The 24763-nt window shown below is 74.9% G+C and carries 21 protein-coding genes, 1 tRNA gene and 2 riboswitches; of the genes, 8 read left to right on the top strand and 14 right to left on the bottom strand.

What is annotated here, in order from left to right:
• Positions 1-3: 3 nt before the first annotated feature.
• From FLM69_RS00375 to FLM69_RS00315, 13 genes are all read right to left on the bottom strand, one after another.
• The gene (locus tag FLM69_RS00375) at positions 4-738 is read right to left on the bottom strand and encodes an L-threonylcarbamoyladenylate synthase (RefSeq protein WP_141842619.1); all 735 of its coding nucleotides are present in this window, start codon (positions 736-738) and stop codon (positions 4-6) included.
• Entirely contained in the window at positions 735-1637 is a 903-nt protein-coding gene (gene prmC / locus FLM69_RS00370; protein ID WP_141842617.1) for a peptide chain release factor N(5)-glutamine methyltransferase, read from the bottom strand. Before prmC ends, FLM69_RS00375 begins: the two co-directional genes overlap by 4 nt.
• Entirely contained in the window at positions 1634-2743 is a 1110-nt protein-coding gene (prfA, locus tag FLM69_RS00365; RefSeq protein ID WP_036382191.1) for a peptide chain release factor 1, read from the bottom strand. The genes prmC and prfA overlap by 4 nt, the downstream gene beginning before the upstream one ends.
• Positions 2744-2858: 115 nt before the next feature.
• On the bottom strand, positions 2859-4937 hold the full coding sequence (gene rho / locus FLM69_RS00360) for a transcription termination factor Rho (RefSeq protein WP_141842615.1): 2079 nt from the start codon (positions 4935-4937) through the stop codon (positions 2859-2861).
• A 320-nt stretch (positions 4938-5257) separates the two neighbouring features.
• On the bottom strand, positions 5258-6211 hold the full coding sequence (thrB, locus tag FLM69_RS00355; protein ID WP_041103240.1) for a homoserine kinase: 954 nt from the start codon (positions 6209-6211) through the stop codon (positions 5258-5260).
• A gap of 3 nt (positions 6212-6214) precedes the next feature.
• The gene (gene thrC / locus FLM69_RS00350; RefSeq protein ID WP_036313078.1) at positions 6215-7327 is read right to left on the bottom strand and encodes a threonine synthase; all 1113 of its coding nucleotides are present in this window, start codon (positions 7325-7327) and stop codon (positions 6215-6217) included.
• A 3-nt stretch (positions 7328-7330) separates the two neighbouring features.
• Complete coding sequence (locus tag FLM69_RS00345; protein WP_041103241.1) at positions 7331-8653, bottom strand: homoserine dehydrogenase; 1323 nt, start codon at positions 8651-8653, stop codon at positions 7331-7333.
• Positions 8654-8822: 169 nt separating this feature from the next.
• Entirely contained in the window at positions 8823-10295 is a 1473-nt protein-coding gene (gene lysA, locus FLM69_RS00340) for a diaminopimelate decarboxylase (protein ID WP_041103243.1), read from the bottom strand.
• A gap of 8 nt (positions 10296-10303) precedes the next feature.
• Positions 10304-11974 (bottom strand): arginine--tRNA ligase, encoded by a 1671-nt coding sequence (gene argS, locus FLM69_RS00335; RefSeq protein ID WP_115165162.1) that lies wholly within the window; start codon positions 11972-11974, stop codon positions 10304-10306.
• A gap of 116 nt (positions 11975-12090) precedes the next feature.
• Complete coding sequence (gene moeB, locus FLM69_RS00330) at positions 12091-13272, bottom strand: HesA/MoeB/ThiF family protein (RefSeq protein WP_141842613.1); 1182 nt, start codon at positions 13270-13272, stop codon at positions 12091-12093.
• The gene (locus FLM69_RS00325; protein WP_135019786.1) at positions 13269-14087 is read right to left on the bottom strand and encodes a thiazole synthase; all 819 of its coding nucleotides are present in this window, start codon (positions 14085-14087) and stop codon (positions 13269-13271) included. The genes moeB and FLM69_RS00325 overlap by 4 nt, the downstream gene beginning before the upstream one ends.
• A 3-nt stretch (positions 14088-14090) precedes the next feature.
• Positions 14091-14333, bottom strand: coding sequence for a sulfur carrier protein ThiS (thiS, locus tag FLM69_RS00320; protein WP_041105270.1), 243 nt, complete (start codon positions 14331-14333; stop codon positions 14091-14093).
• On the bottom strand, positions 14330-15499 hold the full coding sequence (locus tag FLM69_RS00315; RefSeq protein ID WP_036316589.1) for an FAD-dependent oxidoreductase: 1170 nt from the start codon (positions 15497-15499) through the stop codon (positions 14330-14332). Before FLM69_RS00315 ends, thiS begins: the two co-directional genes overlap by 4 nt.
• A riboswitch (TPP riboswitch) is annotated at positions 15493-15623 on the bottom strand. It overlaps the preceding gene by 7 nt.
• A gap of 21 nt (positions 15624-15644) precedes the next feature.
• On the opposite strand from FLM69_RS00315, the gene thiE reads away from it, so the two are divergent.
• The gene (thiE, locus tag FLM69_RS00310) at positions 15645-16388 is read left to right on the top strand and encodes a thiamine phosphate synthase (RefSeq protein ID WP_036316591.1); all 744 of its coding nucleotides are present in this window, start codon (positions 15645-15647) and stop codon (positions 16386-16388) included.
• 86 nt (positions 16389-16474) lie between these two features.
• Positions 16475-16547 (top strand) — tRNA-Arg (locus tag FLM69_RS00305).
• A 196-nt stretch (positions 16548-16743) separates the two neighbouring features.
• Here the strand turns inward: FLM69_RS00305 and thiD are convergent.
• Complete coding sequence (gene thiD, locus FLM69_RS00300; protein WP_036381696.1) at positions 16744-17598, bottom strand: bifunctional hydroxymethylpyrimidine kinase/phosphomethylpyrimidine kinase; 855 nt, start codon at positions 17596-17598, stop codon at positions 16744-16746.
• A 73-nt stretch (positions 17599-17671) separates the two neighbouring features.
• Here thiD and FLM69_RS00295 point away from each other — a divergent pair, with 73 nt between their 5' ends.
• The 6 genes from FLM69_RS00295 to FLM69_RS00270 all read left to right on the top strand — a co-directional run bounded on the left by FLM69_RS00295 (position 17672) and on the right by FLM69_RS00270 (position 24757).
• The gene (locus tag FLM69_RS00295; RefSeq protein WP_141842611.1) at positions 17672-18829 is read left to right on the top strand and encodes a hypothetical protein; all 1158 of its coding nucleotides are present in this window, start codon (positions 17672-17674) and stop codon (positions 18827-18829) included.
• A 61-nt stretch (positions 18830-18890) separates the two neighbouring features.
• Positions 18891-19005: riboswitch (TPP riboswitch) on the top strand.
• The gene (gene thiC / locus FLM69_RS00290; RefSeq protein ID WP_036341386.1) at positions 19002-20807 is read left to right on the top strand and encodes a phosphomethylpyrimidine synthase ThiC; all 1806 of its coding nucleotides are present in this window, start codon (positions 19002-19004) and stop codon (positions 20805-20807) included. Its footprint overlaps the riboswitch before it by 4 nt.
• Positions 20808-21177: 370 nt before the next feature.
• Positions 21178-22098, top strand: coding sequence for a hypothetical protein (locus tag FLM69_RS00285; RefSeq protein WP_049147226.1), 921 nt, complete (start codon positions 21178-21180; stop codon positions 22096-22098).
• Positions 22095-23231: a hypothetical protein gene (locus FLM69_RS00280; RefSeq protein ID WP_255502616.1), complete on the top strand. Its 1137-nt coding sequence runs from the start codon at positions 22095-22097 to the stop codon at positions 23229-23231. Before FLM69_RS00285 ends, FLM69_RS00280 begins: the two co-directional genes overlap by 4 nt.
• Positions 23231-23902, top strand: coding sequence for an ABC transporter ATP-binding protein (locus tag FLM69_RS00275; RefSeq protein WP_036381706.1), 672 nt, complete (start codon positions 23231-23233; stop codon positions 23900-23902). The genes FLM69_RS00280 and FLM69_RS00275 overlap by 1 nt, the downstream gene beginning before the upstream one ends.
• A 105-nt stretch (positions 23903-24007) precedes the next feature.
• On the top strand, positions 24008-24757 hold the full coding sequence (locus FLM69_RS00270) for a DNA-3-methyladenine glycosylase I (protein ID WP_141842609.1): 750 nt from the start codon (positions 24008-24010) through the stop codon (positions 24755-24757).
• Positions 24758-24763: the final 6 nt, after the last annotated feature.

Genomic DNA, 24763 nt, shown 5'->3' with positions numbered 1-24763 from the left:
CGGTCAGGCCTCCCGGTCGGCGGGGCGCGCCGCGGCGGCGTCGTCGGCGGCCGCGATCCGCTCGGCGGCGACCGGCGGCTCCTCGCCCTCGGCGAGCAGGTCCGGCACCACCGCGCGCAGCTCCTCCAGGGGCACGGAGCCCTGCCGGGCCACGCGGAACGGGGTGACGGTGCAGTCCACGATCGTCGAGGGATCCCGGCTCTCGCGGGGGCCGGCGTCGAGGTAGAGGGCCACGGACTCCCCCAGCATCGAGCGGGCGGCGTCGGCGGTGGTGGCGGCGTCCATGCCGGTGCGGTTCGCGCTGGAGACGGCCATGGGGCCGACGGCGTAGAGCAGTTCGCGGGCCACCGCGTCGTCGGGCACGCGCAGGGCGACGGTGCCGCGGGTCTCGCCGAGGTCCCAGGTCAGCGTGGGCTGGGACTTGAGGATGAGCGTGAGGGCGCCGGGCCAGAAGCGCCCGGCGAGGGCCTCGGCCTCCTCCGGCACGTCGTACGCGAGGCCGGCCATGACGCGGCGGTCCGCGATGAGCACGGGCGGCGGCATGGTGCGGCCACGGCCCTTGGCGGCCAGCAGCACGGCCACGGCCAGCGGGGAGAACGCGTCCGCTCCGATGCCGTAGACGGTGTCCGTGGGCAGGACCACGCAGCCGCGGTCCGCGAGGACCTCGCGGGCGCGGGCCACGGCATTCTCGAGGGCGGCCGGATCCGAGACGTCGATGAAGTCACTCACGTCGGTCATTCTTCCACCTCCGCGCCCGCCGCGGCTTCGCAGGACCGGCGCGCCGTCAGGAACCGGTCTCGTCCGGTGAGGTCCGGGTGCACGCGGACGCCCGTGAACCGGGGGTCCGCGCCGAGGGCGGCCAGGAGCGCCGGGCCCTGCGTCTCGTGGTGCTCCATGGCGAAGAGACCGCCCGGGGCGAGCAGGTCCGCCGCCCGGTGCGCGATGGCCCGCGGGATCCGCAGCCCGGGCGCGTCCCCGCCGTAGAGCGCCCGCGCCGGGTCCAGTCGGGCCTCGGGCTGGGCGGGCACCTCGGCCTCGGGCACGTAGGGCGGGTTGCTCACGACGACGTCCACGCGGCCCTCGAGGTTGGGGCACGCGACAAGGGCATCGGCTTGTCGCAGGTCGACCCCGCGCGGGGCGAGGTTCCGCCGGGCCCAGTCGGCCGCCGTCGGGTCGAGCTCGACGGCGGTGACGGCGAGCGGGCGGCCCCGCGCCTCGCCCCACGCCGCGACGGCCGCGGCGATCGCGCCGGAGCCGGTGCACAGGTCCACCACGGCGCCCGCCGCGGGCCGCGCGGCCAAGTCGGCCACGACGGTCTCCACGAGCAGCTCGGTCTCCGGCCGCGGGACGAAGACGCCTGGGCCGACCGCCAGGTCGAGCCCGTGGAAGTGCGCGACGCCGGTCAGGTGCTGGACGGGCTCGCGGGCGGCGCGGCGCCCGACGAGCGCCTCGAAGGCCGCCGCCTGCGCGGGCTCGGCCACGGCCCCGGCGAACACCCGGGCCAGCAGCGCGCCGCGGTCGAGGCCGAGCACGTGGGCCAGCAGCAGCTCGGCGTCCACACGCGGCGAGTCGATGCCCACCGCGGTCAGGCGGGCGGCGGCGTCGCGCAGCAGCGCGGACCAGGCCGGTGCGCTCACGCGTCCCCGCCCAGCGCGGCGAGCCGCCGCTCCTCGTCGAGGGCGAGGCAGGAGGCGATCACGGCCTCGAGGTCGCCGTCGAGGACCGCGTCGAGGTTGTGCGCCTTGTAGCCGGTGCGGTGGTCCGCGATCCGGTTCTCCGGGAAGTTGTAGGTCCGGATGCGTTCCGAGCGGTCCATGGTGCGCACCTGCGCGGCGCGCGCCGCGGAGTTCTCGGCGTCCTGCTCCGCCCGCTGCCGCTCGAGCAGCCGCGACCGCAGCACGCGCAGCGCGGCCTCGCGGTTCTGGATCTGGGACTTCTCGTTCTGCATGGAGACGACGATCCCCGTGGGCAGATGCGTCAGACGCACCGCGGAGTCGGTCGTGTTGACGGACTGGCCGCCCGGCCCGGAGGAGCGGAAGACGTCCACTTTGAGGTCGTTCGGATCGAGGTGGACCTCGTCCGGGGCGTCCACCTCGGGCAGCACGAGCACGCCGGCGGCGGAGGTGTGGATGCGGCCCTGGGACTCGGTGACGGGCACGCGCTGCACTCGGTGCACGCCGCCCTCGAACTTGAGCCGGGCGTAGACGCCGTCGGCCGGGTCGGCCGCGCTCCCCCGCACCGCCACGTGGACGTCCTTGTAGCCGCCCAGGTCGGAGTGCGTGGCGGAGAGGACCTCCGTCTTCCAGCCCCGGGACTCGGCGTAGCGCAGGTACATGCGCAGCAGGTCGCCGGCGAACAGGGCCGCCTCCTCGCCGCCCTCGCCGCCCTTGATCTCGAGGATCACGTCACGCGCGTCGTCGGGGTCGCGCGGGATCAGCAGCCGGCGCAGCCGTTCGGCGGCCTCGGCCTCGGCCGCCTCCAGACCGGGCACCTCGGCCGCGAAGGCCGCCGCGTCGTCGTCGCCGGCCGCGGCCAGCTCCCGCGCGTCGGCCAGCTCCTCCGCGGCCGCCGACCAGGCGCGGTGCGCCGTCACCACGGCGCCGAGCTCGGCGAACCGCCGGTTCAGCCTCCGGGCGAGCGCCGGGTCCTGGTGCACCGCCGGGTCGGACAGGCGCGCCGTCAGCTCGCGATGCTCCGCCAGGAGCCGATCCACGGCCTCGCGCCGCTGCTCCGAATCGAACACGTGCGTGCCTCTCCTCCTCCGGCCTCAGCGGGCCGGGCTGTCCGACGCGGACGGCCCCGCCCCGTCCGGCGGAGACGAGCTCCCCCGGGCGGGACGGGGCCGTGCGACGGGGCGGTCAGTCGTCGCCCTTGGACCCCAGCGTGGTCTTGGAGACCAGCATGAGGAACTCGGCGTTGGACGCGGTGTCCTTGATCTTGTTGGTGAGCAGGTCGAGGGCCTGCTGCTGCTCGAGGCCGGAGAGCACCCGGCGCAGCTTCCACATGATCTTGACCTCCTCCTGCGAGAGCAGGGCCTCCTCGCGGCGCGTGCCGGACGCGTTGACGTCCACCGCCGGGAAGATGCGGCGCTCCGCGAGGTGGCGGGACAGGCGCAGCTCCATGTTGCCGGTGCCCTTGAACTCCTCGAAGATCACCTCGTCCATGCGCGAGCCGGTCTCGACCAGCGCGGTGGCCAGGATGGTCAGCGAGCCGCCGTTCTCGATGTTGCGGGCGGCGCCGAAGAACTTCTTCGGCGGGTACAGCGCCGAGGAGTCCACACCGCCGGAGAGGATGCGGCCCGAGGCCGGGGCGGCCAGGTTGTAGGCGCGGCCCAGGCGGGTCATGGAGTCGAGCAGCACGACGACGTCGCGGCCCATCTCCACGAGGCGCTTGGCGCGCTCGATGGCCAGCTCGGCGAGGGTGGTGTGGTCGTCCGCCGGGCGGTCGAACGTGGAGGCGATGACCTCGCCGTCCACCGACCGCTGCATGTCGGTGACCTCCTCGGGGCGCTCGTCGACGAGCACCATCATGAGGTGGACCTCGGGGTTGTTCGTCTTGATCGCGTTGGCGATCGACTGCAGGATCATCGTCTTGCCGGCCTTGGGCGGGGAGACGATGAGGCCGCGCTGGCCCTTGCCGATGGGGCTGACCAGATCGATCACGCGGGGGCCGATCAGCTTGGGATCGGTCTCCAGGCGCAGGCGCTCCTGCGGGTACAGCGGCACGAGCTTGCCGAACTCCACGCGCTGCGGGTGCTCGACGGCGGGCTGACCGTTGACCGAGGAGATCTTCACCAGGGCGTTGAACTTCTGACGGTGGGAGCCGCCGCCGTGGTGCTGCTGCTTCTCACCGTCGCGCGGGGCGCGGATCGCGCCGACGACGGCGTCGCCCTTGCGCAGACCGTACTTCTTCACCATGGCCAGGGAGACGTAGACGTCGTTCGGGCCCGGCAGGTAGCCGGAGGTGCGGACGAACGCGTAGTTGTCCAGCACGTCGAGGATGCCGGCCACGGGCTGCAGGACGTCGTCCTCGGTCAGCTCGGTCTCGTCGACCTCGGGGCCGCCGCGGCCACGGCGGTTGCGGCCGCGCTCGTTGCGGTTGCGGCGGTTGCGACGGTTGCGGCCGCCCTCGTCGTCGCGGTCGTCGCGGCGGCTGCGGTCCCCGCGTCCGCCGTCGCCCCGACCGCCGTCCTCGGACTTGTCGCCGCGCTGCTCGCGCGAGCCGTCGCGGCCGTTCTCACGGTCCCGGTTGTTCTCGCGGCCGTTCTCGCGGTCGCGGCCGTTCTCGCGGTCCCGCCCGTTGCGGCCGTTGCGGCCGCGGCCGTTCTCGCGCCCGTTGTCGTCACGGTCCTCCCGGTCGCCGCGGCGGTCCGCGTCGGCGACGTCCTCGCCCTGGGCGCCGTCGGAGCGACGGTCCTGAGCCTGCTGGGCGTCGTCGTCGCCGGCGCGGCGGCGGCCGCGGGAGCGGCGCTCGGACTGCGGGCGGTCCTCGCCCTCGTCGCGGGTCTCGGACCCCCCGGACCGATCCTGGTCCGAGGCGGTCTCCCGGGGGGCCTGCTCGGTCTGGGCCTCGCGGGCCTCGGCCTGGGGCTGCCCGTCCTGGGCGGCGGCCGGAGCGGAGGTGTCGGCGTCGGCGCGGCGCGAGCGGCGGCGGGCCGGGCGCTCGGCGGCCGGGGCGGCGTCCTCTGAGGACGCGGCCGCCGGGGCGGTCTCGGCGGCGGGGGCCGCGGGGGCCTGGGCCGCGCGCTCGGCGGCGTCGCGGTCCGCCACGGAGCCGCCGCGCTGGTGGTCGGAGATCGCGGTCACCAGGTCGGCCTTGCGCATGCGCGAGCCGCCGGCGATGCCGAGCTGGGAGGCCAGGGCCTGGAGCTGGGCGAGCTTGAGCGAGGCCAGGCCACCGCCGTTCGTCGGCGTGGTCTGTTCCGTGGATTCGGTCACGAAGGTTCCTTCTCCCTCGAATGCGGCCCGGCGGCGCGTGGCGCGTCGGGCTGCGGTGTGCATCCGGTCGGGCCGCGCAGCGGCGCCCCAGAAAACCGGGTTTCATGGTGTGAACTCAGCAGTGGCGCCTCCCCTGATCGTGCGCAGTCGCTGCGTGACGGGGCGGAGGCGTCCGGACTCGACCGAGCCGGAGCGGATCCCGCACGCCGGCCGTGCGCAGCACGGGATGGATCGCGGCGGGGTTCCGGCCGACGGCGCACGGTGCGTCCGGCCGTCACAGGCCCGGGCACCGGAGACCCGGGCCGCGCGAGGCGGTGGGGTCAGCCGTGGTGGAGTGATTCCACCCTAACACCGTCCACGGCCACGCACGGCACCAGCACGCGCCAGGCGGCCGCCCCGTCCGCCGTCAGAGCACGCGCCGCCTCCGTGGCGTGCTCGGCCGCCTGGACGCCGTCGCACAGCGCGAGCACCGTGGGACCCGCGCCGGAGACGACGGCGGCGTGGCCGCGCTCGCGCAGCCCCGCGACCAGTGCGGCGCTGGCCGGCATGGTCACGGCGCGCGGCTCCTGGTGCAGCCAGTCGCGCGTGGCGGCCGGCAGCAGCGCGGGGTCCTCCGCCAGCGCGTGGACGAGCAGCGCGGCACGGCCGGCCTGGGCCGCCGCCACGGCGTGGGGCACCTCGGCGGGCAGCACGCCCCGGGCGACGTGGGTGGACAGCTCGGTGTCCGGGATCGCGACCACCGGCACCACGCGCTCGTGCAGCCGCAGCCGCGCCGTGGCCGGGCCGGGGACGTCGTCACGGGTCCAGGAGACGGTGGCCCCGCCCACGAGCGCGGGGGCGACGTTGTCCGGGTGCCCCTCGAAGCGGGTGGCCGCCTCGAGCAGGTCCGCGGGCGCCCGGCGCAGCGCGGCCGGCAGCAGGGCCTCGGCCGCGGCGTAGGCCGCGACGACGGCGGCCGCGGACGAGCCGAGTCCGCGGGCGTGCGGGATCCGGTTCACGGCGCGCAGGTGCAGCCCCGGCGCGGTGAACCCGCGGTCCCGCAGGTGCTCGTGCGCCAGGCGCAGGATCAGGTGCGCGCCGTCCCGCGGCAGGGTGGCCGCGCCCTCCCCCTCGACCTCCGCGACGTCGGGGCCCGCCACGACCGTGAGCGTCACCTCGTCGCGCAGCTCCAGGGCCAGGCCCATCGAGTCGAAGCCGGGGCCGAGGTTGGCGGAGGTGGCGGGGACGGAGACGGACGCGGCGGTCCCGGGCGCCAGCGGCTGCGGTGCGGCCATGGCTCAGCTCAGGCCGAGGGCCTGGGCGACGGTGACCACGTCGAACGGCACCGAGCGCGGGGTCACGTCGGCGCCGTCGGCGCCGCGCAGGGCCCACTGCGGGTCCTTGAGGCCGTGGCCGGTGACGGTGATGACCCAGCTCTTGCCGGCCGGCACGTTCCCGGCGGCGTGGTGCTTGAGCAGCCCGGCGACGCCGGCGGCGGAGGCGGGCTCGACGAACACGCCCTCCTTCGCGGAGAGCCAGCGATGGGCCTCGAGGATCTCCTCGTCCGTGACGGAGTCGATCATCCCGCCGGACTCGTCGCGGGCGGCCTCGGCCTGCTCCCACGAGGCCGGGTTGCCGATCCGGATGGCGGTGGCGATCGTGTCCGGGTCGGTCACGGGGTGGCCCTGGACGATCGGGGCGGCGCCCGCGGCCTGGAAGCCCCACATCACGGGGGTCTTCGTGGCCACCGCGGGCAGCTCGGCGTCCGAGGCGCCCTCGTGCGGGTTCACGTAGGGGGCGGCGTACTCGCGGTAGCCCTTCCAGTACGCGGTGATGTTGCCCGCGTTGCCCACGGGCAGCAGGTGGTAGTCCGGGGCGTCGCCGAGGGTGTCCACGACCTCGAACGCGCCGGTCTTCTGCCCCTCGATGCGGGCCGGGTTGACGGAGTTCACGAGGAACACGGGGTAGTTCTCGGCCAGCTTGCGGGCCACCTCGAGGCAGTCGTCGAAGTTGCCCTGCACCTGGAGGATCTCCGCGCCGTGGGCCACGGCCTGGGACATCTTGCCCATCGAGATCTTCCCCTCGGGCACGAGCACGGCGCACGTGATCCCGGCCTGCGCGGCGTAGGCCGCCGCCGAGGCGGACGTGTTGCCGGTGGACGCGCAGACGACGGCCTTCGCGCCGTCCGCGACGGCGGCGGTGATCGCCATGGTCATGCCGCGGTCCTTGAAGGAACCGGTCGGGTTCATGCCCTCGAACTTCACGTGCACGGTGCCCTGCACCAGCTCGGAGAGGTGGGGGGCGTGGATGAGCGGGGTGCCGCCCTCGCCGAGGGTGATCACGCGCGTGTCCTCGGTGACGGGCAGGCGGTCGGCGTACTCGCGGACGACGCCGCGCCACTGGTGGGCCATGGGTCAGTTCCCTTCGACTCGGAGGACGGACGCGACCTCGTGGACGACGTCCAGGGCGGCGAGCGCCTCGACGGTGGCGTCGAGGTCGCGCTGCCGCGCACGGTGGGTGATCAGCCGCAGGGACGCGCCGGGGGCGTCCTCGCGCTCGGACGGGACCTGGCGCAGCGTCTCAATGGAGACGCCGTGCTCCTCGAACACCCCGGCGACGCGGCGCAGCACGCCGGGCTGGTCCGCCGCGCGCAGCACGACCATGAAGGAGGTGTGGGCCTCGGCCGGGTCCAGGGCGGGCAGGGCGGTGACGGGGGTGCGCAGGCGCGCCGGGCCGCCGCGCACGATGCGCTGGGCGATCGAGACGACGTCGCCCATCACCGCGGACGCGGTGGGGGCGCCGCCGGCGCCGGGACCGTAGAACATGAGCTCGCCGGCGTTCTCGGCCTCCACGAAGACAGCGTTGAACGCCCCGCGCACGGAGGCCAGCGGGTGCTCCCGCGGCAGCAGGGTAGGGTGCACGCGCAGGACCGCACCCTCGGCGCCGTCGGCGGCGCGGCCGCGCTCGGCGATCGCCAGCAGCTTGATGACGTAGCCCGCCTCCGCGGCGGCGGCGTTGTCCTCGGCCGTGATCGCGGTGATGCCCGCGACGGCCACCTGGTCCAGGGTGTACGGCGCGCCGAACGCGATGGTCGCCAGGATCGCGGCCTTCGCGGCGGCGTCGTGGCCCTCGACGTCGGCGGTCGGGTCGGCCTCGGCGTAGCCGAGCCGCTGGGCCTCGGCCAGGGCGTCGTCGAAGTCCGCCCCCTCGGTGTCCATGCGGTCCAGGATGAAGTTGGTGGTGCCGTTGGCGATGCCCATCACACGGGTGACGCGGTCGCCGCCCAGGGAGTCGCGCAGCGGGCGCAGGATCGGGATGGCGCCGGCGACGGCGGCCTCGAAGCTGAGCTGTGCGCCGGTGGCGGCGGCCGCGGCATAGAGCTCCTCGCCGTGCTGGGCGAGCAGCGCCTTGTTGCCGGTCACCACGGACGTGCCGGCGGCCAGGGCGCGCAGGATCAGGGTGCGGGCCGGCTCGATGCCGCCCATCAGCTCGATGACGACGTCGGCGCCGTCCACGAGTGCCTCGGCGTCGGTCGTGTAGAGCGCCGGGTCCGCCTGCCAGTCGCGCGTCGCGCCCGTGTGGCGCACCGCGATGCCCGTGAGCTCGAGGTCGGCGCCCACGCGGTCCCGCAGGATGTCGGCGTCCTCGGTGAGGATCCGTGCGGTCTGGGACCCCACGGTCCCGCCGCCCAGCAGGGCGACCTTGAGTGCGGTGGGGGCGTCGGTGTGCTCGGCCATGGTCCTCCGTGGTCCAGGGTGGGGGCGACGCCGCGCGACCGCGCGGCTCGGCTGGCCTCGAATCTAGCGCGGCGGGCGGACGCGTCCCGCCGCGCGACACTCGGTGTCCGCAGAGCGGGACGCCCACGCCCGGCCGCGAGGCCGGCGGCCGGGCCGGGCTTCTGCGTCCTCAGCGGGCGAGGCGCGGATCGGCCTCGCGGGCGAACAGGTCCTCCTGCGTCTCGCGGCGGATGATCACCCGCGCCTGCCCGCCGGAGACCGCGACGACGGCCGGGCGGGCCAGCGCGTTGTAGTTCGAGGACATCACGTGCGTGTACGCGCCCGTGGCCGGCACCGCCAGCAGGTCGCCGCGGCCCAGGTCGGCCCGCAGGTACACGTCGCGGACCAGGATGTCGCCGGACTCACAGTGCTTGCCCACCACACGGGAGAGCACCGGCTCGGCCTCCGAGGTGCGGCGCGCGGAGACGGCGGTGTAGTCGGCGTCGTAGAGCACGGGACGCGGGTTGTCGGACATGCCGCCGTCCACGGCGACGTAGCGGCGGGCCGCGGTTGCGCCGTCGGGGGCGTCCGCGTCCACGGTCTTGGTCACCCCGACCGTGTAGAGGGTCAGGCCCGCGGGGCCTGAGATGGCCCGCCCCGGCTCGAGCGAGACCCGCGGGCACCTCAGGCCGAGGCGCTCGACGGTCTTCTGGACGTCGTCGGCGAGGGCGTCGGCGATCTCCGCGGCCGGGCGCGGCTCGTCCACGGCCGTGTAGGCGATGCCGTGGCCGCCACCGAGGTCAAGCTCGGCCAGCTCCACCCCGTGCTCGGCCTTGACCTCGGCGAGGAACTCGAGCACGCGTCCGGCCGCCAGCCCGAAGCCCTCGGCCTCGAAGATCTGGGACCCGATGTGGCAGTGCACGCCCAGCAGGTCGATCGACTCGGCCGCCAGGGCCGCGGCCACGGCGACGGCGGCCGGCGAGCGGCCGGCCACGTTGCCGTCCCGGTCGGTGGAGGCCGGGGCCAGGGAGAGGCCGAACTTCTGGTCCTCGTGCGCGGTGGCGATGAAGTCGTGGGTGTGCGCGTGCACGCCCGGGGTCAGCCGGAGCATCACGGGGGCGCGGCGGCCGACCTCGGCCGCGAGCGCGGCCAGGTGGGTGAGCTCGTCGAGCGAGTCCACGATGATCCGGCCCACGCCCGCCTCGAGGGCGGTGCGCAGCTCGGCGTCCGACTTGTTGTTGCCGTGCAGGCCGATGTGGGCCGGGTCGACGCCGGCGGCCAGCGCGATCGCCAGCTCGCCGCCGGAGGCGGTGTCCACGCGCAGGCCCTCCTCGGCCGCCCAGCGGGCGGTGGAGAGGGTGAGCATGGACTTGCCGGCGTAGTAGACGTCCGCTCCCCCGCACAGGTCGGCGAACGCGGCGTCGAAGCCCTCGCGGAACGCGCGGGCGCGGGCGCGGAAGTCGTCCTCGTCCACCACGAGCAGCGGCGTGCCGAACTCCGCGGCGAGCGCGCTCGCGCGCAGGCCCTGGACGGTGAGCTCGCCGTCGGCGGCGCGGTCCACGCCGGCGGCCCACAGGCCGGGCACGAGCGCGTCCGGGTCCCCCGGCGCGGGGAGCCAGGCGGGGGCGAGCGGGGAGGCGGGGGCGGGCTGCGGCGTCGTCATCCGGGCGCTCACATCTTCTCCGGGGCGGTCACGCCGAGCAGGCCGAGACCGTTGGCCAGCACCTGGGCGGTGGCGTCGTTGAGCCACAGGCGGGTGCGGTTGAGGGTCTCCACGGGACGCGGCGTCCCGTCGTCGGTGGGCATGGGCACGATGCGGCAGGCGGCGTACCACGAGTGGTAGGCCCCGGCGATCACCTCGAGGTGGCGGGCCACGCGGTGGGGCTCGCGCAGGCGCGCCGCCGCGCCGACGACGGCCGGGAACTCCGCCAGCTGGGCCAGCAGCTCCGACTCGGTGGCGTGGGTGAGCAGGGCGGCGTCGAACTCGGAGCGGTCCACGCCGTGGGCCTGCGCGGTGCGCGCCGCGCCCGAGGCGCGGGCGTGGGCGTACTGCACGTAGTAGACGGGGTTGTCGTTCGTGGCGGAGCGCAGCAGCTCGGGGTCGATCGTCAGGGGCGAGTCCGCGGGGTAGCGGGCCAGGTCGTAGCGCAGGGCGTCGCGGCCGAGCCACTCCACGAGGTCCTTGAGCTCGATGATGTTGCCGGCGCGCTTGGAGAGCTTCGCGCCGTTGACCGAGATGAGCTGGCCGATGAGAATCTCGATGTTCGTCGCCGGGTCGTCGCCGGCGGCGGCGGCGATCGCCTTGAGGCGGTTCACGTAGCCGTGGTGGTCGGCGCCGAGCAGGTACACCTTCTCCTCGAAGCCGCGGTCGCGCTTGTGGAGGTAGTAGGCGGCGTCGGCGGCGAAGTAGGTGGGCTCGCCGTTGGCGCGGATGAGCACGCGGTCCTTGTCGTCGCCGAAGTCGGTGGTCTTGAGCCACACGGCGCCCTCGCGGTCCTCGATGTGGCCCTGTTCGCGCAGCCGCTGCACGGCCTGTTCGATCGCGCCGGAGTCGTGGAGCGTCTGCTCCGAGGTGAACACGTCGAAGTGCACGTCGAAGGCGGCGAGCGTGTCCTTGATGTCCTGCATCTGGAGCCGGTACGCGGCCTCGCGGACCACCGGGCGGGCGGCCTCGTCCGTCAGCTCGCGCACGTCCGGGTGCTCGAGGGCGACGGCGTCGGCCAGCTCCTGCACGTACGCGCCCGGGTAGCCGCCCGCGGGGACGTCACGGCCGTGCAGGCGGGCGAGGACCGAGTCGGCGAACACGTTCATCTGGTTGCCGGCGTCGTTGACGTAGTACTCGGCGGTGACGTCCGCGCCCGAGGCGCGCAGCAGGCGGGCGATCGCGTCGCCCAGCGCGGCCCAGCGGGTGTGGCCGATGTGCAGCGGGCCGGTGGGGTTGGCGGAGACGAACTCCATGTTCACGGTGTGCCCGGCCAGGGCGTCGTTGCGGCCGTACTCCGGGCCGGCCTCGACGATCTCGCGGGCCAGGGCACCGGCCGAGGCCGCGTCCAGGGTGACGTTGAGGAAGCCGGGGCCGGCGACGTCGACGGCGGCGATGCCCGGCTTGTCGGTCAGGCGCTCGGCCACGAGCCCGGCGAGGTCGCGCGGGGCCATCCCGGCCTTCTTGCCCAGCTGGAGGGCGACGTTGGTGGCCCAGTCGCCGTGCTCGCGGCTGCGGGGTCGCTCCACCTTCACGCGCGCGGGGGTGATCTCCTCCCGCAGCGCGGCGGGGAGGTCACCGGCATCGACGGCGTCGGTGAGGACAGCGGACAGCAGGGCGGAGAGGTCTTCGGGCTTCACCCGCGCAAGTCTACGGAAGGGCCGCCGCGCCCGTGCGCGTGCGAACGAACCCTGCGAGATGGCCCCCTCCGGCCCGCGGTGGGGGCCATCTCGCAGGGTTCGTCGGGGTGGGGGGGTCAGGCGGGCCAGGCGGCGAGGCCGCCGGCGAGGGACAGGACGCGCCCGCCGGCGCCCGGGTCGGCCCCGACGACGGCGTCCCGCGCCCGGGCCGACCGGGCTCCGGCGGCGCAGTAGACCACCAGGACGCGGTCCTGCCCGGGCGCGTGGGCCGCCGGCTCCGCGAGGACGGCCTCGAGCGGGACGTGTCGATCGGCCACCGCCGCGGGGGCCTCGACGCGGCGCAGGCGGCGCTCCCAGTCCTCGCGGACGTCGAGCAGGGTGAGGGACGCGGCCCGGGCGGGGTCGGCGAGCAGGGCGGCCAGCGCGGCGGGGGCGATCTCCCCGCCCGCGGCGCCGCACGCCTCCGCCGAGTCGGGGGCGTCGGCGTCGTCCGGGCGGGGGGCCTGGGCCGCGTGGGCGGACAGGTCCGTCACGGGGGTCCGCTCGGGGTCGGCCACGAGCCGCAGCTCACGGAAGCGCATCGTCAGGGCGTCCACGGAGAGCAGCCGCCCGACCAGGGGCTCGCCCACCCCGGTGAGCAGCTTGATCGCCTCGGCCGCCATGAGGGAGCCGATGATCCCGGGCAGCACCCCGAGCACCCCGGCCTGCGCGCACGAGGGCACCTCGCCGGGTTCGGGCCGCTCCGGGAACACGTCCCGGTACAGCGGCCCGCCCGGGGCGAACACGCTCACCTGCCCCGCGAACCGCAGGATCGCGCCCCACACCACGGGCACGCCCGCGATCTCGCACGCGTCGGCCACGAGGTAGCGGGTCGCGTAGTTGTCCGTGCCGTCGAGCACGAGGTCCACGGCGCCGACCCGTTCGAGCGCGTTGGCCGCGGTCAGGCGTTCGCGGTGCTCGACCACGCGCACCTCGGGGTGCAGGCCGCGCATCGTCGCGGCGGCGGAGGCGGTCTTGGGGCGGCCGAGGTCCGCCTCGGCGTGGATCACCTGGCGGTGCAGGTTGGAGCGGTCCACCATGTCGTCGTCGATCACGTGGACCTCCCCCACGCCCGCGGCGGCGAGGTAGGTCAGCACGGGCGCCCCGAGGCCGCCGGCGCCGACCACGAGGACGCGGGAGCGCAGCAGCGCCAGCTGGGCCTCGGGGCCGAAGCCGTCCAGGCTCAGGTGGCGGGCGAAGCGCTCCAGCTGGGTGTCGGACAGCGCGGTGAGGTCGCGGGGCTCGCGGGCGGCGGTCACCGCTCGTCCTCCTCGGCCGTGACCCGCCCGGCCATCGGCGAGGAGGCCAGGGCGTGCTCGCGGCGCGGGATGCGCCCGGCACGGCGGGCGTGGAAGCCCGCCTCGAGCGCGAGCCGGCACGCGTGGGCCATGCGGGCGGGCTCGGCGGCGCGGGTGATGGCGGAGGCGGCGAGCACGGCGTCGCAGCCGGCCTCCATGGCCAGGGCGACGTCCGAGGCGGTGCCCACGCCGGCGTCGAGCACGATCGGCACGGAGGCGCGCGAGACGATCAGCTCCAGGTGTGCGCGGTTGAGGATGCCCAGCCCCGAGCCGATCGGCGAGCCCAGCGGCATGACGGCGGCGGCGCCGGCCTGCTCGAGGCGCAGCGCCATGGCGGGGTCGTCCGACGTGTAGGCCAGGACGGTGAAGCCGTCGGCGGCGAGCCGCTCGGTGGCCTCGAGGGTCTCGACGACGTCGGGCAGCAGGGTGCGCTCGTCGGCGATGACCTCGACCTTCACGAGGTCGGTCTCGAGCGCCTCGCAGCCGAGCCGGGCGGTGAGCACGGCGTCACGGGCGGTGTAGCAGCCGGCGGTGTTGGGCAGCACGTCGATGCCGAGGCGGTCCAGCAGCGCGACCAGGCCGTCACGGGTGTCCGCGGACCAGCGGCGCAGCGCCACGGTGGTGAGCGTGGTGCCGGAGGCGACGAGGGCGCCCTCGAGGGCGGTCAGGTCGGTGATGCCGCCCGTGCCCATGATGAGCCGGGAGGCCAGGTCGTAGCCGCCGATCCGCAGCGGCGGGATCGCGGGGGCGGCGGGCGGGGTGCGGTGCTCGGCCATCGCTCAGCCCCCCTGCACCGCGGTGACGACGTCGACCTCGTCCCCGGCGGCCAGCTCCCGGGTGGCCCAGGCCGACCGGGGCACGACCTCGCCGCCGACCGCCACGGCCACGCCGAGCCGCCGCCCATCCGCGGCGGCGCCGTCCTCGCCGATCGCGCGCCCGGTGACGTGCGCGACGACGTCGCGGACGGTGGCCACGGCCAGCTCGGCGGGCTCTCCGTTGAGGGTCAGGGGGAGGGTGCTCATGCGATCTCCTTCAGGCGGGCGTGCAGCAGCTCGAGGATCCGCCCGGCCGCCCAGGGGGCGAGCAGGATCCCGTGACGGTGGAAGCCGGTGGCGACGACGGCGCCCGGAGCCTCGGGCACGGCGAGCACGCGCGGGGCGTCGTCGGGGGTGCCGGGGCGGGCGGCGGTGGTGATCTCGACCAGCTCGCACTCGCGGACGGCGGGCAGGATCGCGGCGGCGTCGGCGAGCAGGTCCAGCACGGCCCCGGCGGAGGTGCCGGCCAGGCCGTCCTCGCGGGCCGAGGCGCCGACCACGAGGGTGCCGTCCGCGCGGGGCACGAGGTAGACCTGGCGCCCGTGGACGAGGCCGCGGACGGTGCGGGTGATCAGGTGCGACTCCCCCGGCAGCAGCTGCTCGGGGCGCACCCGCAGACGCAGCACGTCGCCGTGGACGGGGCGCAGCGGGACCTCGACGGCGGTGGCCGCGCCGCCGATCCCGCGGTGGCCCAGGCCCGCGGCGAGGACCGCGCCGTCGGCGGTGAGGACGCCCCCGTCGGCCAGCGTGAGGCGCACCCCCTCGCCCTCCGGGCCGGCGGCGGTGACGCGTCCGGCCACGAACCGGGCGGCGGGTCCGGCGCCGACCGGGAGCGGGCCGCCGTCGGGTCCGGTCTCGGCGCGCAGGGCGGCGACGCAGGCGGCGGCGAGCCGTCGCGGGTCCACCTGATGGTCGTCCGGGGCGTCGAAGCCGGCGGCCAGGCCCGGGGCCAGGGCGGGCTCGGCGCGGCGCAGCGCGCGGACGGAGACGGGCTCGACCCGGCGACCGAGGATCGAGGCGTGCTCGAGCACGTGGTCCCAGGCGCGGGCGTCCGAGGGGTCCGCGGCCACGATCCAGGCGCCCTGTGCGAGGAAGCCCGTCTCCACATCGGTGAAGGCGGCGAGCAGGTCCACGAGGGCCGGGTAGGCCTCCCAGCCGGCCTGCAGCAGCGGGGCGAGGTCGTCCTGGCTGAACTGGGTCTCGGCGAGCGGCGCGAGCATCCCCGCCGCGGCGTGGGTGGCCCCGGCCACGGCGTGCGGGCGCCCGGCGGCGTCCAGCTCGGGGGCGATCAGGGTGACGGCGTGGCCTGCGGCACGCAGACGCACGGCGGCGGTGAGGCCGATGATCCCGGCCCCGACGACGGCCACGTGCACGGACCGGTCCTCCTCACGGCGGCATGACCCGCATCGAGTGGTGATGGTCGGCCGCGCCGGCGCGGTGCGCCCCTGCGGCCCTCTCAGCCCGGCGTGTGCGGCCCGGGCTCCCATGGAACAGCGGCCAGTCTGCCACAGTGGGCGCATGCACTCCCCCGATCCGCTCCTGATGACCGCGGCCGGCCGCGACGACGGCGGCACCGGCCCCGGCGCGCGCCGCCGCGCCCGCCTCGCCGCCTCCCGGCTGTACGTCTGCACCGACCTGCAGCGGTTCCTGCGCCCGGACGGCACGCTCGACACGGCCGCGTTCGCCGACTTCTGCGCGGCGGCGTTCCGCGGCGGAGTAGACGTGATCCAGGTGCGGGACAAGGCCGTGGACGTGGCGGTCGAGCTGGCCGCGTTCGCCACGCTCGTCCCGCTGGCCCGGGAGCACGGGGCGCTCTCGGCCGCCAACGACCGCGCCGACGTCGCCGCCCTGGCCGGGGTGGACGTGTTCCACACGGGCCAGACCGACCTGACCACCGCGCAGTGCCGCGCCCTGCTGGGCCCGGACGTGGTGCTCGGCCGCTCGTGCCACACCGAGGCGCAGGTGCGCGGCGCCCGCGCGGAGGACGGCCTGGACTACTTCTGCACGGGGCCGGTGTGGGCGACGCCCACGAAGCCGGGCCGGGCCGCCGTCGGACTGGAACTGCCGACCCTCGCCGCACGCCTGGACGCGGAGGACCCGGCGGGGGCGCGGCCGTGGTTCGCCATCGGCGGCGTCGACGCGGACCGGCTGCCCGAGGTCCGCGCGGCCGGGGCGGAACGGATCGTGGTGGTCCGCGCCGTGACGCAGGCCGAGGACCCCGAGGCCGCGGCCCGGACCCTGCGCGCGGGCCTGCCCGGCTGACGCGCCCCGCGGGGAGGTCACGGACGGGCCGTCCTGATGGTGTAGAGTCGACGAGTCCGCAACGCGCTCGACGCGTCGCGACCCCCGCCTCCGTAGCTCAGGGGATAGAGCGTCTGCCTCCGGAGCAGAAGGCCGCAGGTTCGAATCCTGCCGGGGGCACGAGCGAACAGAGCCGGACCCCCGTGGCGACACGGTGGTCCGGCTCTTCTGCGTTCTGCGGACCCGGACGCTCGAGCGGAGCGGGAGGTCCGGGTCACCGGCATTCGAGGCGGGAAATCGACCTCATGGGACGTCCCGAGGTGCGTATTCGCCGGATTTCCCGCCTCGAACGTGTCGAAGCCCGGAGGTCCCGCCCTCAGCCCCGCTGCGCATGACCGTGGTCGACGGGCCCGTGCCACGTCGGCCGCGAGGCGTCCCCGACCGCGAGCGCCTCCCCCGCCCGCATCGCGTCGGCCAGCCACGGCTTGGCCCGCTCGAGTGCGTCCTCCCAGCTCAGGCCCGCCCCGGCCAGCGTGGCCAGGGCCGAGGAGAGGGTGCAGCCGGTGCCGTGCGAGGCGCGGGTCGTCACGCGCGGGCCGCGCACCTCGTGCACAGCCCCGTCCACGCGCACGACGGCGTCCGGCACCTCCGCCGCTGCGGCCTCGGGCGCCTCGGTCTCGTCCAGGTGCCCGCCCTTGAGCAGCACCGTCACCCCGTGCTCGGCGGCCAGGCCCCGCGCCGCGTCGAGGGCGGCGTCCCAGTCCGTCGCGTCCCGCCCGGTCAGCCGGGCCAGCTCGGGCAGGTTGGGTGTCACCAGGTGCGCCACCCGCAGCAGCCGGGCCCACGCGGCGCGCCCGTCGTCGTCGCCCACCGCGGTGAGGGCGTCACCGCTCGAGGCCACCATGACCGGGTCCAGCACGACGACGGCGGGTCGGGTCTCCTCGAGCCAGCCGGCGACAGCCCGCATGAGCTCCACCGTGCCGAGCATGCCGATCTTCACGGCGTCCACGGCGATGTCGGCGGCGACCGAGTCGAGCTGGGCGCGCACCACGTCCACCGGCAGCGGGTGGACGGCCTGCACGCCCTGCGTGTTCTGGGCGGTGATCGCGGTGATCGCGGTCATCCCGTAGCCGCTCCACGCGGCGATGGTCTTCAGGTCGGCCTGGACACCGGCGCCGCCGCCGGAGTCGGAGCCGGCGATGCTGAGCACACGGGGGACGGCGGGGGTCATGCGGGGGCTCCTTCGGGTCGGGGCGGATCGGCCGCCCGGGCCGGGCCGATCCCGCCCATGAGAATGTAGTCGCATGTCCCACGTCACAGAGAGCTCCCCCGCGCACCCCGGCCGAGCCGAGGAGTCGGCGCCGCTGCGGCCGACCTCCCCGTTCGGGATCGCCGCCACGTTCATCGGCACCACCATCGGCGCCGGGTACGCCTCGGGCAACGAGATCCTGCAGTACTTCGTGAGCTTCGGCCTCTGGGGCGGCACGGGGGCGCTCGTGATCGCCGGCGCGCTGTTCTTCCTGCTCGCGGTGATCGTGCTGCGGCTGGCGCAGAAGCTGCGGACCACGGACATCCACCGGATCGTGAACCCCACGACCTCGCGCGTGCCCACCTGGTTCGCGGACCTGTGCATCACCACGTCCCTGCTGGGGACGCTGGTGATCATGCTGGCCGGGGCCGGGGCGGCGGTGCACACCGCGTTCGGGCTGCCCTCGCTCGTGGGCTCGCTGGTGATGGCCGCCGTCTGCGTGGTCTCGGTGCTGGCCGGCATCACGGGCCTCGTGCGCGTCCAGGCCGTGGTGGTCCCCCTGATCATCGTGATCGCCGTCGGCGTCGCGGTGTGGGGGTTGGCGAACCCGGGGGCCGCGGTGGACGACGTCGCCGCGCTCGTGACCTCGTCCCCGCTGATCAACCAGTGGTGGCTCTCGGGCGTGCTGTACGTGGCCTTCAACATCCAGCTGGCCTACGCGGTGCTCGCCCCGATCGGCGAGGAGAGCTCCTCGTCGGGCCGCTCCCTCGTCGCCGGGGCCGGGCTCGGGGCCCTGGGCCTCGTGGTGATGGCCGGCGCGGTGATGGCCGCGATGACCGCCCACGCCCAGCTCATCGGCCGCGCCGAGCTGCCCATGGTCGAGCTGGCCGCGATGATCGGCGGCTGGGCCGCCCTGCTGTACACGGTCGTCCTGCTGCTGGCGCAGTTCACGACGGCAGTCTCGTGCCTGTACGGCGGGGTGGAGCGCATCGCCCTGCTGTCCTCGATGCGCCGCGTGCCGGGCTGGGTCATCGCCGTCGTCACGGCCCTGGCCGCCACCCTGCTCTCGAGCGTCGGCTTCTCCGACCTCGTGGGCACCGTCTACCCCGTCCTCGGCTACGCCGGCATTGTCATCATCGTGATGCTGGTCGTGACGTGGATCGTCGAGCGCACCACGGTGCGCCGCCGGGCGGCCCGCGCGGCGCGCGCCTGAACGTCCCGCCGCATGGCCGGACGGCGGACGGTGAGGCGCCGCGGGGGACGTGCTAGGGTCGCTCGCATCCCACGGGAGCCCCACGGCACGGGGCTGAGACCGGGCTGACGCCGCCCGGAGACCGTCTGAACCTGTCCGGGTCATTCCGGCGAAGGAAGAAGGAGCCGCGGCCATGTCCGTTTCCGAGCGCACCCCCCTGCCCGCAGCCGAGTCGACGGCCGAGGTCGTCGCCGAGGAGAACTACCCCACGCACCGTCTGGGATGGCTCGAGGACGCCGAGCACGGCATCCGCGTGCCCGTCACCGAGGTCCACCAGGACGACTCTCCCGACGGCACGCCCAACGCGCCCCTGACCGTCTACCGCACCATGGGCCCGGGCTCCGTGCCCGAGCGCGGCCTGCCGGCCCAGCGCGCCGAGTGGATCCGCGCCCGCGGCGACGTCGAGGAGTACGAGGGCCGCGAGCGCGACCTGCTCGACGACGGCCGCTCGGCCGTGCGCCGCGGCGCCGCCTCACAGGAGTGGGCCGGCGAGCGCCGCCCCCCGCTGCGCGCCAAGGAGGGCGCGCGCGTCACCCAGATGCACTACGCCCGGCGCGGCGAGATCACCCCGGAGATGCGCTACGTCGCCCTGCGCGAGGGCGTGGACGTGGAGCTGGTGCGCTCCGAGGTCGCGGCCGGCCGCGCCATCATCCCGGCGAACGTGAACCACCCCGAGTCGGAGCCGATGATCATCGGCAAGGCGTTCGCCGTGAAGGTCAACGCGAACATCGGCAACTCGGCGGTGACGTCGTCGATCGCCGAGGAGGTCTCGAAGCTGCAGTGGGCCACCCGCTGGGGCGCGGACACCGTGATGGACCTGTCCACGGGCGACGACATCCACACCACCCGCGAGTGGATCCTGCGCAACTCCCCCGTGCCGATCGGCACCGTGCCGATCTACCAGGCCCTCGAGAAGGTCGGCGGCGACCACCAGGCCCTGACCTGGGAGATCTTCCGCGACACCGTGATCGAGCAGTGCGAGCAGGGCGTGGACTACATGACCGTGCACGCCGGCGTGCTGCTGCGCCACGTGCCGCTGTCCGCGGACCGCGTGACCGGCATCGTCTCCCGCGGCGGCTCGATCATGGCCGGCTGGTGCCTGGGCCACCACAAGGAGAACTTCCTCTACGAGAACTACGACGAGCTCTGCGAGATCTTCGCGCGCTACGACGTCGCGTTCTCCCTGGGCGACGGCCTGCGGCCGGGCTCCGTGGCGGACGCCAACGACGCCGCCCAGTTCGCCGAGCTCGACACGCTCGCCGAGCTGACGGAGCGGGCGTGGGCGTACGACGTCCAGGTCATGGTGGAGGGCCCCGGCCACATCCCGCTGCACCTGGTGCGGGAGAACGTGGAGCGCCAGCAGGAGCTGTGCAAGGGCGCCCCGTTCTACACGCTCGGCCCCCTCGTCACGGACATCGCCCCGGCGTACGACCACATCACCTCGGCCATCGGCGCCACCGAGATCGCCCGCTACGGCACCGCGATGCTCTGCTATGTCACGCCCAAGGAGCACCTGGGCCTGCCGGACCGGGACGACGTGAAGACGGGCGTGATCACCTACAAGATCGCCGCGCACGCCGCCGACGTCGCCAAGGGCCACCCCGGCGCCCGCGACCGCGATGACGCGCTGTCCAAGGCGCGCTTCGAGTTCCGCTGGCGCGACCAGTTCGGCCTCGGCCTGGATCCGCAGCTCGCCGAGGAGTACCACGACGAGACGCTGCCGGCCGAGCCCGCCAAGACCGCCCACTTCTGCTCGATGTGCGGGCCGAAGTTCTGCTCCATGCGCATCAGCCAGGACATCCGCAGCGAGTTCGGCGGCGCGTCCGAGCAGGCGCGGATCGCCGAGGCCGGCATGGCCGCGAAGTCCGCGGAGTTCCGGGCCGCCGGCGGGTCCGTGTACCTGCCCGAGCCGACGATCCGCACCGCCTCGGACGCCTGAGGCCGGACGCGGGGTGAGGTGGGGCGGGATGGCCCGCCCCTGCGCCACCTGACGATCGCGTCATGACCTGAGGGCCGCCACCAGGTCATGACGCGATCGCCAGGACAAGGCCCTCCGGGACGGCGAAGGCGCGGCCCCACGGACGGGGCAGTGCGCTCGGTGGTCGATCGAGTGGTGATGCCTCTTGACTCACACACACACTGGGCTCACTATTCCGTCAGGCCCCTGTGATGCGTGTCCCATTCGCCCACAGGAATTGAGTGGATGGAATATGACGTGAAAGTCGACATGACCCCGCCGGTCCGCACCCCAGGGGCGCTTCCCAGGTGAGGCATCATCCAGCCGCTCAGCTCTCCTCGGGCCAGCCGTGATGACCCGGATGCTCGTCTCGAGATTCCTCCTTCTCCTGATCACGCTCGGAACAGCAGCGCTCCTCGCGTCCTACGTCGGGGTGGAGAAGGAGGAACGCTGGCGCATGGACGGCACGGTGTACGAGATCTCGGCATTCCCCGCTGGCGAGGCCTGGCCCATGATCCGGACGTCGCTGACGGGACCGGACTCCGGCTCTGCGGCCACGTCCACGAGCCCCCACGTGACTGCCCTCGCCGGCCGACCTGCTCTGGACGTGCTCCCGGATGGCGTCGCCCCGACCGCGGTCGTCCCCAGCACCTCCCCCTTTGCCGCACGTGCCGCTGCGGGCGAACTGAGCTGGCCGGACGTCGATCGGGTCGTCGTCCGAGACCTCTCCTCCGCGCCGGATCGCGCCACCGAAGCAGACCTCCTGGTCCCGTTCCTCTCCACCGACAGTTCGTCCCTTGCCGGCGTGATCGGCGGCTCACCGGCCCAGGTCGACGAGCTCGTCCAATCGCTGCGGCGGGCCGGTGTCGTCGTCGACGTCGTCCCGCTCCCGCCGCCGTGGGAGGCAGCGATGCGACGCAGTGTCCATGTGCCCCTGCTCGCCGTGATCGCCGGCTTCGCCCTGCTGGGCGCACAGGTCGTCTGGCGCACGACCCTGCGCAGTCGACTGCTCCCTGCCGTCACCTCGCACCGCCTCGTCGGTGCCTCCCCACTGCGAGCGGCCCGGCTCGGTGTCCGGCCCGCCATGGTCGCCTGGACGACCGCCGCCGCGAGTGCCGGCGGAGTCTGGCTCGTGGCATGGCCCCGGTGGGACGCGGAGATCGGTCTCACCGGCGACACCGCTCTCCTCTGGTCCGCCGTGCTCGTCGTGGACGCCATCCTCATCCTCGGCACGACCCTGTCCACCCTCTGGGTCCGAAGGGCACACGCATGACGGCAGCCATGCGGGCCGTTGCGGACGGCCTCCGCGACCTGTTCGACACGCCCGGACTGCTGTTCCTGTCCCTGCTGCACACGACCGTGGCGTCGGTCGTGTTCGGACTGGCCCTGGGCGTCGCCGGCGGAGTGACCACGGCGCTCGAGGTGCTCGAGGACGCCGAGTCGTCGGGCCTGGTGGCAACCAGGATCCTGGACCCCGCCGTCACGACCGACCTCCACCCCCGCGCCGTCGACACCGTCTCCCGGGCGTTCGCCGCCCATGTCGACGGAGTCGACCCCCGTGCCTTCCTCGTGACGGACGCCATCGGAATCGAGGACCCCCGGCTGCAGGGGGCGGTCATCGCCACGCCTGGTCTGGCCCGGGAGTTCGGCGCCGCTGCTGCCGTCAGTCCCGCCGAGGGTGTGTACTTCGCTCCCGCCGCGATCACCTCCGGGGCACCGGGCGGCACCGTGTACGTGGGGTCCACACCCCACAGCTATGCCGGCCCACTCCCCGGGGACGCGGCCGCGCCGCGGGCCGACGGATCCCTCTGGCCCCTGGGTGAGTCGCCCGTCATCGTCACCAGCACGACGACCATGGCCGGCCTGATCGAACCGGCCCAGCTCGCGGCGGTCTACGGTTCCGTCGTGGCATGCCAGGACGCGGCCTCCGCGGTGAGAGCGGCACTCGACGTCCTCGAGGACGAGACGGGCGTGGTCGCCGAGTTGGCCCCGATCGCCTCGGCCAGGTCTCCGATCGCCCGAGAAGCCCGCGGTGCCGCGCTCATGGTCACCGCCTACACCGCCGGGCTTGCCAGCGCCGTCGTGACGGTGGTGAGCCTCCTGACGACCATGACCCGTCGACTCACGCCCACGTGGCTGGCGCACCTGACGGTCGGGGCGCCCAGACGACTGATCCGGCTCCGGATCGCCACATCCGTGGCCGCGGTATGGGGCATTCCGGCCGTGCTCGGATCGTTGCTCGGCCTCGGCATCGCCTCGGAAGCGGGCGGACTGCGTCCGGCGCCTGCCGTCGTCGTGGTCGGGCTGGCGGTCGTCTTGGCGATCGCCGCTGCGTGCACCCGTCATCCCCTCCGCCGGCTGCACCGGGCCGTCCGCACGGCGGCACTCGTCGAAAGGACCGTGTGATGTCCCTGCTCACCGTGCACGACGTGCACCGCTCCTACCGCGGCCCCGCCGGGGATGTCCCCGTGCTCCGAGGCGTCTCACTCCAGGTCCCCGAGGGCGGCGTCCACGCGATCATGGGACCCTCCGGGTCCGGCAAGTCCACCCTGCTGCGGCTCCTCGCCTGCCTTGACACACCGGACGCCGGCAGCATCCGTGTGGCTGGGCGGAGCCTGCCGGCACCGTGGTCGTCCGACGGCGACGCCTACCGGAACCGGACGTGCGGCATCGTGCTCCAGGACCATCTGCTCATCGATCGGGCGACCGCCATGGACAACGCGGCCCTGCCGCTGCTCTACGCGCGGCCGCGCCCGGCGAAGCGCGAGCGTCGCGACATGGCCGCCGAGCTTCTGACGCGGCTCGGGCTCGGAGACCGTCTCCACCACCCCGTCGGCCGACTCTCCGGCGGCGAGCGCCAGCGCGTGGCCATCGCCCGGGCCGTGATCATGGGGCCCTCCCTGCTGCTCGCCGACGAGCCGACGGGCGCCCTGGACGAGGAGCGCACCGACGAGGTGATGGGGCTCTTCCGCTCCATGTCCCAGCCGGAGCGGGCGATCGTGATCGTGACGCATGACCCCGCCGTGGCGGCCCGGTGCGACCACACGTGGCGGCTGCGGGCCGGGCGGCTCGAGTGACGAGGTCCGGCCGTGCCTCCTGCACAGGTGTCCGCAGACGGCGTGGCGTCCCCGGGCGTCGCGTTCCGGTTCCGGATGTCCGGGGCCGCTCCTAGGCTCGGATGCATGAGCGCGCACCACGCCGACGACGGCCTCCCCGCCCCCGTCTCCACCCTCGCCGAGGATCCACCGGCCGACGGGCGACAGGCGCCGCCGAGTGGCGTCGTCGTGGGTGAGGACGGGCGGGCCCGCCCGCCGTGGGCGGCACGGGATCCGCTGCTGCGGGAGTACTACGACACGGAGTGGGGCCTGCCCGTCACGGACGAGCGGGGCCTGTTCGAGCGCCTCGTCCTCGAGGCGTTCCAGTCGGGCCTGAGCTGGCGGACCGTCCTGGCCAAGCGGCCCCGGTTCCGGGAGGTGTTCGCGGGCTTCGACGCGGACGCCGTCGCGGCGTTCGGGGACGCGGAGGTCGAGGCGCTGCTGGCGGACCCCGGCATCATCCGGAACCGGCGCAAGATCGAGGCGGCGATCGCGAACGCGCAGGCCGTCGTCGGGATGCGCGGTGAGCGGTTCGCCCCGCTGCACCCGGGCTCCCCCGGCGCGGGCCCCGCCTGGCACGGCGACGGCGACCGGCCGGTCCGCGGTCTGCCGGGGCTGGTCTGGGCGCACCAGCCTGCCGCGACCCCACGGCCGGAGACGGTGGCGCAGGTCCCCTCGACCTCGGACGAGTCGCGCGCGCTCGCGAGGGCGCTGAAGGCGCACGGCTGCCGATTCGTGGGGCCGACCACGTGCTTCGCCCTGATGGAGGCCGCCGGGATCGTGGACACCCACCTTCTCGGCTCCTGGCGAAGAGGGGCGTCCGGGATCTGGGAGTGAGCGGGG

Origin of the sequence: Micrococcus sp. R8502A1, assembly GCF_006704135.1 — a bacterium.
Taxonomy (GTDB): Bacteria; Actinomycetota; Actinomycetes; order Actinomycetales; family Micrococcaceae; genus Micrococcus; species Micrococcus luteus.
Note: the sequence above shows the minus strand (reverse complement) of the source record. Positions and strands in the feature narration are given on the sequence as shown.